The 15,318-nt window shown below is 23.2% G+C and carries 15 protein-coding genes; all 15 read right to left on the bottom strand.

The genetic code is table 11. The features are described 5' to 3' along the window. Positions 1-100 precede the first annotated feature (100 nt). On the bottom strand, positions 101-1,912 hold the full coding sequence (locus ACTTA4_RS02340) for a hypothetical protein (RefSeq protein ID WP_440633373.1): 1,812 nt from the start codon (positions 1,910-1,912) through the stop codon (positions 101-103). 11 nt (positions 1,913-1,923) lie between these two features. Beyond that, entirely contained in the window at positions 1,924-3,069 is a 1,146-nt protein-coding gene (locus ACTTA4_RS02335; RefSeq protein WP_440633372.1) for an aminotransferase class I/II-fold pyridoxal phosphate-dependent enzyme, read from the bottom strand. A gap of 2 nt (positions 3,070-3,071) precedes the next feature. Next, on the bottom strand, positions 3,072-4,364 hold the full coding sequence (locus tag ACTTA4_RS02330; protein ID WP_440633371.1) for an aminotransferase class III-fold pyridoxal phosphate-dependent enzyme: 1,293 nt from the start codon (positions 4,362-4,364) through the stop codon (positions 3,072-3,074). Position 4,365: 1 nt separating this feature from the next. After that, positions 4,366-5,226 carry an aldo/keto reductase gene (locus tag ACTTA4_RS02325; RefSeq protein WP_440633370.1) on the bottom strand — a complete coding sequence of 287 codons (861 nt, stop codon included), beginning with the start codon at positions 5,224-5,226 and terminating at the stop codon, positions 4,366-4,368. A gap of 1 nt (position 5,227) precedes the next feature. Beyond that, positions 5,228-5,944 carry a cytidylyltransferase domain-containing protein gene (locus tag ACTTA4_RS02320; protein ID WP_440633369.1) on the bottom strand — a complete coding sequence of 239 codons (717 nt, stop codon included), beginning with the start codon at positions 5,942-5,944 and terminating at the stop codon, positions 5,228-5,230. A gap of 36 nt (positions 5,945-5,980) precedes the next feature. Continuing rightward, on the bottom strand, positions 5,981-7,003 hold the full coding sequence (gene pseI, locus ACTTA4_RS02315; RefSeq protein WP_440633368.1) for a pseudaminic acid synthase: 1,023 nt from the start codon (positions 7,001-7,003) through the stop codon (positions 5,981-5,983). A 15-nt stretch (positions 7,004-7,018) separates the two neighbouring features. Further along, positions 7,019-7,525: a GNAT family N-acetyltransferase gene (locus ACTTA4_RS02310; protein WP_440633367.1), complete on the bottom strand. Its 507-nt coding sequence runs from the start codon at positions 7,523-7,525 to the stop codon at positions 7,019-7,021. A gap of 56 nt (positions 7,526-7,581) precedes the next feature. After that, positions 7,582-8,871: an acyl-CoA reductase gene (locus ACTTA4_RS02305; RefSeq protein WP_440633366.1), complete on the bottom strand. Its 1,290-nt coding sequence runs from the start codon at positions 8,869-8,871 to the stop codon at positions 7,582-7,584. Between the two features lie 3 nt (positions 8,872-8,874). Next, positions 8,875-9,993: a LuxE/PaaK family acyltransferase gene (locus ACTTA4_RS02300; protein WP_440633365.1), complete on the bottom strand. Its 1,119-nt coding sequence runs from the start codon at positions 9,991-9,993 to the stop codon at positions 8,875-8,877. After that, positions 9,980-11,017 (bottom strand): iron-containing alcohol dehydrogenase, encoded by a 1,038-nt coding sequence (locus tag ACTTA4_RS02295; RefSeq protein WP_440633364.1) that lies wholly within the window; start codon positions 11,015-11,017, stop codon positions 9,980-9,982. The genes ACTTA4_RS02300 and ACTTA4_RS02295 overlap by 14 nt, the downstream gene beginning before the upstream one ends. Further along, positions 11,017-12,387, bottom strand: a complete 1,371-nt coding sequence (locus ACTTA4_RS02290; protein ID WP_440633363.1) for an AMP-binding protein — start codon at positions 12,385-12,387, stop codon at positions 11,017-11,019. Before ACTTA4_RS02290 ends, ACTTA4_RS02295 begins: the two co-directional genes overlap by 1 nt. After that, on the bottom strand, positions 12,387-12,632 hold the full coding sequence (locus ACTTA4_RS02285; protein WP_440633362.1) for an acyl carrier protein: 246 nt from the start codon (positions 12,630-12,632) through the stop codon (positions 12,387-12,389). The genes ACTTA4_RS02290 and ACTTA4_RS02285 overlap by 1 nt, the downstream gene beginning before the upstream one ends. A gap of 4 nt (positions 12,633-12,636) precedes the next feature. Beyond that, a complete protein-coding gene (locus tag ACTTA4_RS02280) occupies positions 12,637-13,194 on the bottom strand; it encodes a GNAT family N-acetyltransferase (protein WP_440633361.1) in 558 nt (185 codons plus the stop codon). A gap of 85 nt (positions 13,195-13,279) precedes the next feature. Beyond that, positions 13,280-14,281, bottom strand: coding sequence for a UDP-N-acetylglucosamine 4,6-dehydratase (inverting) (gene pseB / locus ACTTA4_RS02275; RefSeq protein WP_440633360.1), 1,002 nt, complete (start codon positions 14,279-14,281; stop codon positions 13,280-13,282). A gap of 139 nt (positions 14,282-14,420) precedes the next feature. Next, positions 14,421-15,308 (bottom strand): class I SAM-dependent methyltransferase, encoded by an 888-nt coding sequence (locus ACTTA4_RS02270; RefSeq protein WP_440633359.1) that lies wholly within the window; start codon positions 15,306-15,308, stop codon positions 14,421-14,423. Positions 15,309-15,318: the final 10 nt, after the last annotated feature.

Here is a 15,318-nt window from a genome sequence, read left to right as displayed (position 1 = left end):
AATTTCTAATTAATCTTATCTTATTATTACAGTTATTAATTATTAAAATATTTAAAATATATTCTATTTGATAATTTAAAACCAGAAATAACTATTTATATCATTCTATTTTGTTAATTCTTTTTTGGGTAAAATTTTTTATATATTTAGCACCAAGTTTTCCTGCATGGGAATTTTTATCAGTTAACCATTCTGCATCATATTGATCTCTAAAAACTTGCTTATCTTCCCAAATTTTTTTTAATTCCTCATATGATTTATTCAGTGTATTCTTCAAATTGTCTTCCCAATTTTGTTTATCTCTATCTACAAAAATAAAAATCTTTTTCATTAAATTTATAGCCTCTTCACTAATTAGTTTATTTTTATTTGAAAACAAAAATATTACTGGTCTATTTAAGTTTATTAACCAGGTAACTGTGCTTGAGATTCCAATACTTGTTAAAATAAAAATATCTCCTATAGAATTGATATATCTAAAGTCAAAATTTCCATCTATAACTTTGATATTATCAAATTTTTTTGCATATTCTGTCATAGGACTAGGATCGATATAATTTCGTCTTGGATAAGTTTTATAAATAACTTTTTTATTTATATTGGATAATAAACTAATCATTTTCTTTTCAAAATTATAATTTAGTTCATCAGACTCTGTAAGTTGATATACTCTGTTATTATTTAGGGGAAATGTATTGGAAGCATAAAATACATTTGTCTCTTTTCTTATTTTAAACTTTCTACGTACGATGAATCTTTTAATTTTATTAAATCTAGGTTTTTTTGCCTCTTGAACTGATGATATTGGAAAAACATTCACTTTTGGGTCAATTTTTTGATACATGTTTAGTTCAGATTTATTAAAACAAAGTAACATATCTAGATCTGAACATTTGAAAGCTTTTAAATTTGCTGTATCTCTTCGAAAACTTGAAGTTAATCCATGCATAATGTTAACAACTTTATAACCTTTATCTTGTAATTCTTTTAATAAAATAAATCTATCAAAGCCATAAATACTATTTGTAACAATTGTATTTATATTTTTGTCTAATTTTTCTATATATTGATTGATAAATAATTTTTTACTCAAATAGTAATGTACTCTTTTTTTGTAAATTATATTAAGCGCATATTTAAAAATTTTTTCAAACTCATTTTCTCCAAAATAATTATCAATTAATAATTCTAATTTTTTTTCATCATATAATAATTTTGAATTATCAATTTCATTGCTCATTTGCGGCATGTGGACAAAGCTAAATCCTAAATCATACAAATATGGTTCTATTTCTCTCAGAACATTGCTCCAACGATAAATGTAGATTTTATTATTCCTTAATTTATTGAAAGAAATTTTTTTCAATAAGTTATAAAATAAAACTTTCTTATCTAAATCAACCAATCTTAAAAACCAGGAATCCATTGGTAAATGGTCTTGAAATAAATCAGATCGTTTTAAATTTTCACATACAAATTTTATATTTTTTATTTTTGAAATTTTAGCAACCCAATAATAAACATTTGTAAATCTATCAATGGTATTTGTACTGTCATAATTGTATAACTCATCTTCAGATATTGCTATCGTTATCTCATAATCACTATAATAATTAATAAGATTTACAAGTTTATAAATATTTATAAAAATATTTGTATAGCCACGATCAAGATCTAGAATATCAACACTTTTGTCACTATATTTTGAAAAAAATTCTTGCTTTATTTTTTTATTTAATTGAATGCCTTTTTCCTTAATTCTTTTTATTTGATTATGATATTCATGATCTAAAAATAAATCTAAATATTTTGCTCCTTTACAATATTCTATTACACTAGGTGAGTCTGTAAAAATTTCGTCAAAAGTTTTTTTAATTAAACTGCAATTATTTGTAATAAGTAACTTTTTCACATCATCATTTATTAATTAAAATAGTTCTTAATAATCTTAATAATTTTATCTTGTTTTTTTTTACTTAGGTTTACATAAATAGGTAAGCTTATCGAATTGTTGTAATATTTTTTTGAACCAATTAATGAACTAATTTTTTTTTTATAAATACTAAATTTATAAATTGGAATGTAGTGCTGTTGTGCAATAACTTTTTTTTGCAATAAATATTTCATAAAGTGATCTTTATTTTTTTTTAATTTATGAAAAAGAATATTTATTATAAATAAATGAAAAGATGATTTAATATCACTTGAATATTTTGGTATTATTAAATTTAAATTAAAAGTTTTTAATTCATTTAAATATTTTTCATAAATTTTTTTTCTTTTTTTTAAGAAAAAATTTATCTTAGATAATTGAGAAAATCCAAGTGCACAATTTATGTCGGACAATCTATAATTATAACCATTTTCTATTATATCATATTTCCAATGCATTTTTTTATTTCTCAAGATCCCATGACTTCTAAATAAAGTAATTTTTTTAGCAATAGAGTGATTATTGGTTGTTATTATACCTCCCTCTCCAGATGTGATAGTTTTTAAAGGATGTAAAGAAAAGGTAGAAATATCTGCATGTTTGCAAGATCCAACTTTATAATATTTATTTTTATATTTATATTCGGCACCAAGTGCATGACAAGCATCCTCGATTATAAAAAAATTATATTTTTTTTTAATTTTATAAATCTTTTCTATATTTTCTGGATAGCCTCCATTATACATTACAATAAGTGCTTTTATCTTTTTAAGCTTATTGTAGTTGATGCATTCTTGTATTTTACCGGGAGTTACTTGACCCGTTTGCTCATCAACATCAACCAAGTAAATTTTTAACTGCATAGATTTAGCCATATTATAAGAAGCTATAAAATTCACAGCTGGCATTAAAATTATATCATTTTTTTTTAAACCAATTGATAGCATTGCTAAATGAATGGCAGCTGTTCCGCTATTACACACATAACTATAGTTACATTTGAGAAATTTTTTTATTTTTTTTTCAAATTTTTCAACATATGGACCTGTGGTAATTAAATCATGTGATAATGAATTTATTACTGATTTTTTATCTTTATTATCAATAAATTGTTTTCCGTAGGGAATGTTTTTCATGTTTAATTTATTCTATTAATTGGTTTAAACCTTACTTTGGACTTTAAAATTTTATTTATGTTTTTTTTTGATATATCGCTAAAGATACTGTCCAAAGTTTTTATGTATTTACTGATATTTTTTTTTGTATGAAAAACAGTAATGTAAATAACATTCGTTGCTAATATTCTTTTTTTTAACATTTCTTGAGACACAAATGTTTTTCTTTTTTCATTATCATGTTGAAATTCAAATGATGGTATAGCATTTGTTCCCATAATCTTTATTGGAACATTGTGTTTTTTTGATAATTCTAACCAAATTTTTTTTATCATTTTTCCATTAATTTCAATTTTTTTAAAAATATTTAATCTCTTGAATTCTTTAATTGATGCAAGCGCTGCGGTATATCCAATTCTCTCACCCCAAAAGGTACTACTAATAAAAGTATTTTCAGCTTTCTTCATGATATGTTTTTTGCCAATTACAGCATTAATTGCATAACCACTACCTAATGCCTTTCCAAAAATTGCTAAATCTGGAAATACATTAAATTTTAGATGGATACCCCCCATATTTTGTCTATATCCAGATGTACACTCATCAAAAATCAGAACAATTTTTTTTTTATTACAAATTTTCCTTATATTTTTTAAATAGTTAGTTTGTGGTTTGAAGTTTCTCATTACTTCCATCTTGATAATTCCAATATTTTTTTTTTCTATTAATCTTTTCAGGTAATCCAAATCATTATAAGGAAAAGGAAACGAGGTATTTCTTAAATTTTCAGGTATTCCATCATAATTTAATCCCGACATTAAATGTTGGTCTAAATTGTTTTTTGAATTTATATTTGCTGATAGGTACCAATCATGCCAACCATGATAACCACAAAATGCAATATTTTTTTTTTTAGTAAAGGATCTTGCAATTCTTATTGCCAAAGCATTTGCTTCTCCGCCACCCCTTGTAAACTTTGCCATTGATGCCCAAGAATGATGATTAATAATTGTTTTTGCCAAAGTTACTTCTTCAGGACAATTCAAAGTTGACAGATTGCCATTATCTATATTTTTAAAAACTGACTTATTTACACTTTCATTACCATAACCTAATATACTTGTTCCAACTGCACAAAACATATCAAGATATTTTATTCCACTTAAATCCCAGACATTTATTTTTTTTGCTTTTTTAAAATAAGCAGGCCATTTATTTGGTAAATACAGCTCTGACCTCTTAGAAAATAAAGTAGTACCTCCTGGGATTAGAGTTTTTGCATATTTGTATAAATTTATTCCATTCCTAATTTTCATTTTATTCCCAATTCCTTGGATCAATTAATTTTTTATCATTTATACTAAAATTAATCATTTTTTTTTTATTTATAGTTTTAAAATTTATAACTTCATCTAAATTTTTTGAGTTATTAATACCAACTATTATTCTATCAAAATCACGATTTAATAAATCGCTCATGCAATAGTCAATTGGTGAAATATCATTATCCTCCAACCATATAAACCATTTTGAAATCTTTATTTTCCATTTTTTAAAATATTTTTTTTTGTGAATAAGTTTATTTACTAGTAATCCCTGCAAAAATATAGATCTTGCATGAATTTCTACTCCATATTTTTTTAAGTCATCAAACCATCCGGAGGTTAATATTCTTCTATCCAATATATTATATGGACACTGCACGACATCAAAATTATATTTTTGAATAAGATAACTTAAACATTTTGTATCATAAATTGATACTCCAATTTTTTTAAAATATTTTTTTTTTTTTAATATTTCTAAATTTCTAAATATTTTTAATCCATTTTTTGTAAATAAAACTTTAATATCATGAAAAAGTATTGTCTCAATTTTTGTTGTATTAAAAATCTTAAAGTGTTTTTCTAATTTTTTTTGACAAAACTCTAATGAAACCCACCTAGAATCAGGAGTAATCTTTGTATAAAACTTGAATTTTTTATCTATATTTTTAAAAACATTTTTTTTATTTAAGTAAGCCTCGGCTGTATCAATCTTATAAATATTATTTTTTTTTGCTAAATTTAATATCTTTTTTATTTCATTATGTTTTATTTTTGTAGGATCTGCCCCATATATTTGAGTAAAATTTGCAGATCCAATTACGATCTTTTTTTTCAAGTTATTTTTTCTCATTCTATCTTTCTTTTATATTGACGAGAGATTTATCTATTTTTTCTGCTTTGATCAAATCTTTCCAAGAAAAATGAATTTTTGGTAAAAAATATCTTACAACTTTTTTTAAATATAAATAATCTTCAAATTTATCTAATGTCCATCTTCTATTTGAATAATTAAAATGGTTTGCATAATTAATTTTTTTAAACAATTTTGATTTCCTTATAAAATAAGTTACGTGCTCTTTATTATTTCTACTTTTTGAAATTTTTTGTGACCTTATTAAAGCATCTAATTGTATGACTTCAACGTCCAACCCATCAGGAAAAGTAAGTTTTAATGTATTTGATGTATAGTCTGATCTTTCATTAAAATGCAATTTAACACATTTATCAATTAATTGTGGATCTATTATAGGACAATCTGCAGTAATTCTAACAACTGTTTCAATAGAGTTTTTTTTGGCACAATCTATTATTCTTTTCGCAACATTTATGTTGCTCCCTTTAAACAGTTTTATTTTATGTTTATTGCATATATTATCAAATTTATAATCCTCTTTTTTTTTAGTAGTACACAAGAAAATTTTATTTGCTAATTTCGATTTTTTTAATCTCAATATACATAAATCTATAAATCTATAATTTGAATTAATTTCTAAAAAATGTTTATTAGGTAATCTTTTTGATCCTGATCTTGCTGCAAGAAAAATTGCAATTTTATTTTTGTTTCTCATCTAATAAAAAAAATATTTTAAATCTTAAATAATTATTTAAGTAGTATGGCTTAATTTTAATGGAAACCCTTTTTTTAAATTAGTCTTAAATTTTTTACCTAACACTTTTTTTAAATATTTTGGATGCATTCCGTTTGAAGGTCTAATAACCACAATATTATCTTCTGAAACTGTATCATTTTTATTCACATTTCTTGAAATAAAAATAGATCTACGATATTTTTTATTATCTCCCTCAATTTTTTTTCTATTAAAATTTTCATTTCCCATGCAAGCAAATGATAAATTAATTTCATCTAAATAACTTTTAAAATTTAATGGATTTGTAGAAAATTTTGAATCTATTCCTTTTTTGCTATCTAATTTTAAATGTTTTTCAAAAATTTTTACTCCCATGCCCACTGCCGTTTTAGCAACAGAATTCCCGACAGTGTGATCTGAAAGTCCGATTGGAAGATTAAATTTTTTTAATTTATTAATAAAATTTAAATTGTAATTTTGTGGTTTGCTAGGATAAGCACTAATACAATGAAGTATTGCAATGTCTGTGGAACCAGCTCTTTTTAGTGTTTTAATTGCAAATTTAATGTCTTCAATACTAGCCATTCCAGTAGATACAATGACTGGTTTTTTTGTTTTTCCTACCTTTTCTAACAATGGAATATGGTTAATTTCAAAAGAAGCTATTTTATATAATTTAACTTTTAATTTTTCCAATAAATTCACTGCATCAATATCAAATGGTGTACTGAAACATAAAATATTTTTTTTTTTGGCGTAATTAAATATTTTTTTATGCCACGAATATGGTGTTGTCCCTTTTTTATATAAGTCGTATAGATAACTATTCTTCCAAGGACCATTTTTAATATAAAAATATTTATTTTTACAATCAAGTGTCATTGAGTCTGGTGTATATGATTGAATTTTAATAGCACTTGCTCCATTTTTTTTAGCTTTATCAATTAATTTAAAAATATTATTAATTTTACCATTATGGTTTGCTGATAATTCAGCAATTATAAATGGTTTTTTTAATTTAGATAAAGTTATACTCATATTTTAATTTAAAATTCATTTTTTTAAAATTCCGTGTATCAAGGAATCATAAGCTTGTTTATTTTTAATTACGTGCTTTTTCATTATTCCCTCTAACTTAAATCCTGAATTTTCTAATATCATTATATGTTTTTTTCTAAAAGAGAAAGTTTCAGTGTAAAGCCTCCTTAACTTTATTCTTGTAAAAGAGTATTCTTTTATAAAAAGTAAAAAGTGATTAAAAATTTTCTGGTATATGTTTGAATTATGTTTGATTTTATCATCTATTAAAAATGAAACTTCTGCAGTTTTGAAATGACTTGAGATATTAACTAAACCAGCATATCCAATTAATTTTTGATTTAAATCTATAGCGAACAAATCTAATTTGGGATTTTTTAGAAGTATATTTTTTTTAAAATATACTTTTTGTTCTTGTTTTTTTATTTTTTCATTTTGTCTTAATACTTTTATTTGGTTATTTCTCCATATTCTTATTTTTTCGGCATCAAAAAATTTTAATTTGCGATAAGTTATATTCATTTACTATTTATATTTATAATTAATAATCGATTTTTGCTAAGGTTTTTTAATTAATATTAATAAGAAATCCACCTTACCATATTTTGCATTGGCAAATATCCATCCCAAGGATTAGAATAAATTGACATTGTTCCAATTGAAGGAAATCTATCAACACCTTTTTCTGACAATTTACTAACTATCTTTGGTTTTTCCGAACTTGACACATATAAACCAACTGATTGTGTATTTTCAGGCAATGCATCACATAGATTTTTTAAACTTTTGGTATAGCTTATAAAAATTGATCGATTATAAATTGGTTCATGAATTTTCATGTTTTTACTTAAAAAAATGTTCCATTCATAGTTTTTTGCAAAAACCATTGAATTTGACTTGTCTAAAGAATAAATAAAATTTTTAACCAATAAGTTATATTTATTAACTGGATCAGTTTCACTGTTAATCTTTCTTTTGTTGAAAGAATTCGCGATTATCTTCGAAATTTTACTGAGACTAAATTTTGTACCTCTTTCAACGATCAAATTATGAGGAGAATTGCAACCTAGTTGATCAAAATTAAAAACATCATCAACAAATAAATCAGAAAAAAGTTTTAAATCTTTTTCAGATTTAATTTTTTTTCTCGAAATGTAAGCTAGAGAAACTTTGGGTCCAAAAATTATATCTTTGCAATTAATTTTTTTTTTTAATCCACTAACATTTTTTACTGAAACAGAACCACCCCAAATAACTCTTATATCTGAATTTATTGATAAATATTCCATACCAACTGTATCAGTGTGATCTATATAAATAACAAGAATAGACTCTAAGATATTTTTAAAAGTTTTTTTTAATTTTTTTTTAATTTTAAAATTATTCTCTAAGTCATAAAATATTATTGAAAACAAGTTTATGAATGTTTTTGAAACCTTTATGATATTTTTATTTTTAGTAAGTAAACCTTGAAATAAGGATATTAAACTTATTACAGGAACGTTTCCTGCTAACCAGTGCAATGCAGTACCTTGCGGTTTTGCAAATGAATTAATTTTGGGATCTAAATAAATAGACGGATTATCGAGTTGCTTATAATTAACAAAATTTAAATTGAGAACATCAATTGAATTTTTTTTTTTTATCCAAGGTATTATAAAACCTAAAGAATTTTCTATAAATAAGTGTTTAGACTTAAAATCCTCAGAAATCCAATATCTAGATATTTCATCAAATGTTTCAATTATATTTTCTATTCTTTCATAATAAAGAGGATTTTTTTTTTTATAAAATTTATTAATAATCTGTATGTTGTTAGAAGAACTACTACTGTTTTTTTTTTTGAGATATGAATATATAATTTTCATTCTTTAAATATAATAATGATCTGGTAAAGTATCGCCACAGCCTCTCAACTCGAGTTTATCTAGCCTAGAGTGAACTTTAAATTCAATTTTTTCAACATTCTTTTCAAAAGTTCTTTTTGAGATATAACCGATATCGTCATTAAGTATTGAAATACCTGGGTAACTTAAAGGCAAAATAGATAAAAATTGCATAAACCCAACTTGTCCATCTTCAACTACTTTAAGAGTTTTTGGATCTCTAATTAAAATATGTGAATAATTACTAACTTTACATCCACCATTACCATTAGAAACATATATAGATCCTAATTGTTCAGAAAAACCATAAATATCCATTATATTATTTGCATCTATTTTAAATTTAGTTATTGCCTGATTATTAAATTCTTGTTTAGTAATTTTATTATTGTGAAGTTTTTTCCAACCACCAAAATGTACAAGTTTTGTATTTTTATTACACAAAGAATTTTGTAATTTAATCTCTTTGTTTCTTATTAAATGATCATAGATAATATATGTATAACCTATAATTACAATAGGTTCTTTCTCAATTATGCTGTTTAATTTTTTTACAGTATCATGATTCACTTCCAATTGATTTTTATTATTAAGTTTAAATAAATAATTTGTCTCTTTTGATGCAAGAAGATAACCTGACATACCTGCATACCTAGCTGATATTAACATTTGTCCGAAATTTTCTTTAGGCTCAGCGTCAGCAATAAAGAATATTCTTCTTTGTTGACCTATTGTACTTTTAAGGATTTTGCTTAAACATTTTTTTTGTAAACTAGATGTTGCTTCATCTATTGCTATTGAACTTTTATTTTTACCAGAGGATCCACTTGAACTTATTATTTTAGTTTTACTTTTAATGCTTTTCAATTCAACATTTTTAAATACTGCACTGGGTACAAATGGAATTTCCTCATATTTATTAATTTTATCAGGTTTTAGAAAATTATTTTTCTCATACCATAGCCTATAATTTTTACAGTTCTTAATATGATGTCTTAATTGATGTCTAATTATATCAATAAATTTTTTTTTTTTAACATTCTGATCCAAAATGAAGGGATCTACTTCAAGATAACTTTCAATTTTATTTCTAAGAATTTTCATTTTTAAGAAAATTTATTAACAATTTTATATCAATATTCTTATTATATAAATTCCAGCAAATATCATTTTTTGATATATCTATCAAGTTATCAATAAAATTTTTGTTATGTATTAAACTTTTAATTTTTTTTGAATTCTCATTTTTGTTTGTATATTGAGCCAACTTAGAAATGTATTTAAATAATTTTTTATCTACTGATTTTAAATCTCTTCTATTTTTTAATAATAGGTATTTGTAAACAGGTTTAATAAAAAAACTTACTCCTTCTGAATGATTTATTTTTAAAATTTTTTCAGAAGAATGAGTCAATGCGTGGCAAATACCCGATCCCGCATTAGACTGTGCAATTCCACCATTAAAAGAAAGTATAGATAAATCTAAATAGTTAAATTTATTTTTATTTAGTAGAGAGTTAAGAGAATTTTTGTAAATAAAAGAATTTAATGTTTCTACAGATAAAAAATTAAGATAATGATTTTTATTTACTGATGTAAGAGACTCTATACAATGTGAAAACGCGTCTAATATGCCCATCAATAAACTTAATTTACTGGCGGTTTTAATCAAATTTTCATCATAAATTATTCCATCTGGTAAAAAATTTTCATCTATAACAAAATTTTTTTCAGAGGGTGTATTAATAATAGATGAAATTGAAGACTCAGCACCTGATCCTAAAAGAGTTGGTAAAATATAAAAATTAATTTTTTTATGATTTTTAAATTTTAAAACCAATCTTTTTGTAAAGTCTATAATAGAACCACCACCCAAAGCTATAATTGTATCAATATTTTTATTTTGAGTATAAATTTTATTTACTGAGTCTATATTACCTCTATCTTCTTTTATCTTAATGTGCCTAGTTTTTTTTTTAAAAATTTTATTTAATTTATTTAAAACATTTTCATAATCTGAACTTAACCCAGATATTAAAATAACTTTGTTAATCAATTTTAATTCTTTAAGAAAAAGGCTATATCCCTTGCTTCCAAATCCAATTTTTTTACTAAAATTTTGATACATTAATAAATTATTTTTTGTGGTGTTCTAATTTTTTTTCCATTTTTCGTTAGTAAAATTTTTTTAAAAAAAATTTTTTTTGGAATGTAATAATTGGGTAAATCAATTAATTTTTTTTTTATTATTTTTAAAATATTTTCTTTTTTAATATTTTTTTTAATTTCTAATGTTAATGCTAAACTACTGCCGTAAATTACATCCGGTTGAGTAAAGCAAACACATTTTTTAATATAATTTATATTTTCAATTAATTCTTCAATCATCTCTGCTTGAATCTTATTGCCTCCAATATTAAATTGATTATCTGCTCGACCAATTAAATACAAATTATTTGATTTCTTTTTTACAATATCCCTTGTTCTAAACCATCCATTATTAAAACTCTTATTTTCTTGATCGAAATAACCATCAAATAAATTTTTACCTTTTAATAATAATTCACCATTTGTTTCATCTATTTTATATTTACATCCTGGTATAATTTTACCAATTAGATTTATATTTTTTTTTAGGTCGTCTCTTTTGCCCCTAGATAACAAAAAACTTCTTGAGGCTTCAGTCATTCCATAATGGTGTATAATGTTGGTTTTTAAAAAATTCTCTTTTAACCAAACACGCACTTCTTTACTTATGTGGCTACTTCCTATTTCAATATAATTAAGCTTTTTAGAAAATAAATTGACTTTATCTTTAAGTAATAATTTAATTAATTCTAAACCAGATGGAACTAATGAAAGACCAGATATCTTATTTTCTTGTGAAAATTTAAATATTTCTGGGAATTTTTTAAGTCCATCAGAAATAAAAATTTTTGTTCCTGCAAAAATACAACATCTCAATCTAACTAATCCAAAAGAATGGTCAAATGGCATTGATAACAGCTCAATATCATTATCATTTTGATTTAATTTATTAACTAAAATTTTCGCAACGTGTAAATAAGCTTTTTCAGATATAATTACTCCTTTTGCAAAGTTTAGAGATCCAGATGTAAATAATATATCTCTTCTTTTACTTTTATTATTGCTTTTGATTTTTAATTTTAAATTAAATTTTTTTGGGATTTTACCTGCAATGTAATCTATCTGATATTTAGCTTTTATTTTATTAAGTTCTTTTTTTTTAGTGTCATTTTTTATTAAAACTATTTGACAATCATAAGAATCTGCTGCCAAATACCAGAAAAACCAATCAGTCGAATTTTTATAATTTATACCAATGTTTTTTATTTTATATTTTTTAATAAATTTTCTTAAAAAATTAATTCTTTTTTTACAGCTATCTCCATTTAAAGTTTCATTAAAACTATAAATAAAAATTTTACTAGGTTCTTTTTTAATATTTTTTGAAAATATTTTATATAATGATGACATTACATAACTTTTTTCTTTGTTAACTCAATTAGTTTTTTAACTGTGTTAATTCCAATAATTTCATCTATTTCAAAACTTATAGATAATTTTTTTTCAATTTCACTTATAATCTTCATGTGACCTAACGAGTCCCAACCTTTTACTTTTTCAAATTTAGAAGAAAGAATTATCTTGGTATTATTATTTAAAGCTACTTTGAAAACAGATTGCATAAATTTTAAATCTATTACTTTATTTTTTTTCATTATTTTATTTTTTCCAGTTTAAAATTGGAAAATCAGATTTATATCTTTTATATTTTTTAAAATTCCAATTTTTTTTTGACAATATCATTCTAATATATTTTATGTCCTTGTTTTTTTTTTTTCTTATGTATACCTTTTTTAAAGTTTTGTATCCATGTAATTTATGAATTTGAATTACATTATAGTTATTAATAAAAACATTGGCATAAATTCTATTTATTTTTAATTTTCTAAATATCCAATTATATAAATATGGAGGGACGTAACCTCCTAAAGCAAAATAATTTTTATTACCAATGTACCATGACCATGTTGTTTCTTTTTTTTTTAGATCTATGTCATTTATACTAATAAAGCCTATTGTTTTTTTTTTATATAATATAATCCAATGGTAATAATTTTTTTTCTTATAAGAATCTAAAATCCACTTTCTTTGAAGTTTAATAGAATTTTTAATATCAGTAAATTGAAAATTTGTTATTCTATCTTTTCTTCTCCAATTTAAAATTTTTTTTGCATCTGAAATTTTAATTTCTCTAAATTGTATTTGATTTATGTTCATTATTAATAATTGAAATACATCTTAGTTTATATTCCTAAATTTTAACTAATTTATTTAATATAATATTTTTAAGTTATATTATTGTTTATATTTGACCTATGTAATTTTTATTCAAAGAAAGCCATTTTTTTAATTCATCTTTTGTGACCCACTCTGAATTATTTTCACTACTATAAACAAATCCTTCGGGTACTTTTTTACCATTTTTGATCCGTAACTTATCTTTTCCCCAGTCATTAATCTGCGGTAAAATTTTATAATAATTTAAATATTCATATGTTGAATAACTATCTTCAATACTAATCATTTGTTCGTGTAATTTTTCTCCAGGACGAATTCCTATAATTTTATGTTTTGCTTTAGGAGCAATAACTTTCGCAATATCTGTAACTTTCATAGAAGGGATTTTTTTAACATAAATTTCACCTCCCAACATATCTTTAAAAGCATGCCACACTAATTCAACACCTTGCTCTAAAGATATCATAAAACGTGTCATTCTATTATCTGTGATAGGCAAAACCTCTTGGTTTTTTAGTGACAAAAAAAATGGTATTACAGATCCTCTTGAACCCATAACATTTCCGTATCTTACCACTGAAAATTTTGTCTCATGTCCACTTGCATAAGATGAGTTACTTGCAACAAACAATTTGTCGGATGCAAACTTAGTTGCTCCATAGAGATTAATAGGACTACTGGCTTTGTCAGTTGAGAGTGCTACTACCTTTTTTACATTTTGATCTATGCAAGCATCAATTAAGTTCATGGCACCATTAATATTTGTTTTGATACATTCGAATGGATTATATTCTGCAGTTGGAACAATTTTAGTTGCTGCTGCGTGTACAACATAATCCACACTATGTAAGGCGCGATGTAATCGTTCTTTATCGCGCACATCTCCAATAAAAAAACGTATTCTTGGATCATCATTAAACTTTTTTGCCATTTCCCATTGTTTCATTTCATCACGTGAGAAGACTACTAAACGTTTGGGATTATATTTTTTTAAAGTTAGTGATACAAAACTATGACCAAATGAGCCCGTTCCTCCAGTGATCAGAATGTTAGAATTTTTAATCATATCAAATATTTTAATACTTAGCAGTCATATACAAGATTGTCATTAATTTATTGCAAATATATCCTGATAGACATGTCTTATAAAATTATAAATAAATTCATATAATTTAAAAAATATTTTAAAAAAAATTAAATTAATTTTATTTAAAATAATATAAATTTTTCAGGGACCTAAATATTGTAATATTATTTATTATGGGAATAATTTTTCCAAATTTATTGGAAAAAAAATTATCTATTTTTTCAAGCGGGTAATTTTCATTTTTAAGATAAAATTTAATATCATTTGAGGATTTACTATATTTATCTATTATTCTAATTGAATATGGTGTTGCATCTTTAACGCTTTTACTCCATAAATCTTCAACAAATATTATATTATTTTTTTTTAAAATTTTGTTTAAATTAAAATTTAATTTAAATTTTTTCATCCTTTGTAATTCAGTATCTGTAATATTGCTATTTCTTGGCTCAACTAATATTAATCTTTTTTTTGAAACTCTTAATAATTCCAAAAACATATCGTTCATTTTTTTATTTGTCATATTTTCAAACACACCAAATGTAAGAACTACGTCTATAGAGCTCTCTTTAAATGGTAATTCAAAGTCTTTATTACAAAATAAAAAAATTTTTGATAATTGATTTTTTTTTAATTCTTTTTTCAAATAATTACATCCTACATGCAGTCTATTAAATGAAACATCACATGCATAAAGTTTTTTGAGTTTTTTTTTGTATTTTAAAATACTTGGAAGTTTTGTTCCTTCACCTGTTCCAAAGTCTAAAATAGTTTTAAAATTTTCACTTTTAATATATTTGAATAGACGTTTCATATTTTGAAGATAGATGTTTTTTTTTTTGCCTTTTAATAATTTTTTATGAAATTTAATATAACTGCCTGACTGTAAATCGTAGGAAAGACTTGTAATTTGTGATATACTTAATTTTGTATTTTTAATTAAGTACTCTCTATAATTAATTTTTTTTTTTTTTAAATTACTTAAATTAAGATTATTAATTTTCATATTTCATTTT

The sequence above is a fragment of the Candidatus Pelagibacter sp. HIMB1485 genome (genome assembly GCF_052048055.1).
Lineage (GTDB): Bacteria > Pseudomonadota > Alphaproteobacteria > Pelagibacterales > Pelagibacteraceae > Pelagibacter.
The sequence above is the reverse complement of the archived record's forward strand: the minus strand, read 5'-3'. Positions and strand labels throughout refer to the sequence as shown.

What these genes read in the sequence shown, in the direction of transcription:
- ACTTA4_RS02270 (WP_440633359.1), bottom strand. Translation starts at nt 15,308, where the DNA reads ATGAAAATTAATAATCTTAATTTAAGTAATTTAAAAAAAAAAAAAATT.
- pseB (WP_440633360.1), bottom strand. Translation starts at nt 14,281, where the DNA reads ATGATTAAAAATTCTAACATTCTGATCACTGGAGGAACGGGCTCATTT.
- ACTTA4_RS02325 (WP_440633370.1), bottom strand. Translation starts at nt 5,226, where the DNA reads ATGAGAAAAAATAACTTGAAAAAAAAGATCGTAATTGGATCTGCAAAT.
- ACTTA4_RS02305 (WP_440633366.1), bottom strand. Translation starts at nt 8,871, where the DNA reads ATGAAAATTATATATTCATATCTCAAAAAAAAAAACAGTAGTAGTTCT.
- ACTTA4_RS02280 (WP_440633361.1), bottom strand. Translation starts at nt 13,194, where the DNA reads ATGAACATAAATCAAATACAATTTAGAGAAATTAAAATTTCAGATGCA.
- ACTTA4_RS02285 (WP_440633362.1), bottom strand. Translation starts at nt 12,632, where the DNA reads ATGAAAAAAAATAAAGTAATAGATTTAAAATTTATGCAATCTGTTTTC.
- ACTTA4_RS02290 (WP_440633363.1), bottom strand. Translation starts at nt 12,387, where the DNA reads ATGTCATCATTATATAAAATATTTTCAAAAAATATTAAAAAAGAACCT.
- ACTTA4_RS02330 (WP_440633371.1), bottom strand. Translation starts at nt 4,364, where the DNA reads ATGAAAATTAGGAATGGAATAAATTTATACAAATATGCAAAAACTCTA.
- ACTTA4_RS02320 (WP_440633369.1), bottom strand. Translation starts at nt 5,944, where the DNA reads ATGAGAAACAAAAATAAAATTGCAATTTTTCTTGCAGCAAGATCAGGA.
- ACTTA4_RS02300 (WP_440633365.1), bottom strand. Translation starts at nt 9,993, where the DNA reads ATGAAAATTCTTAGAAATAAAATTGAAAGTTATCTTGAAGTAGATCCC.
- ACTTA4_RS02310 (WP_440633367.1), bottom strand. Translation starts at nt 7,525, where the DNA reads ATGAATATAACTTATCGCAAATTAAAATTTTTTGATGCCGAAAAAATA.
- ACTTA4_RS02335 (WP_440633372.1), bottom strand. Translation starts at nt 3,069, where the DNA reads ATGAAAAACATTCCCTACGGAAAACAATTTATTGATAATAAAGATAAA.
- pseI (WP_440633368.1), bottom strand. Translation starts at nt 7,003, where the DNA reads ATGAGTATAACTTTATCTAAATTAAAAAAACCATTTATAATTGCTGAA.
- ACTTA4_RS02295 (WP_440633364.1), bottom strand. Translation starts at nt 11,017, where the DNA reads ATGTATCAAAATTTTAGTAAAAAAATTGGATTTGGAAGCAAGGGATAT.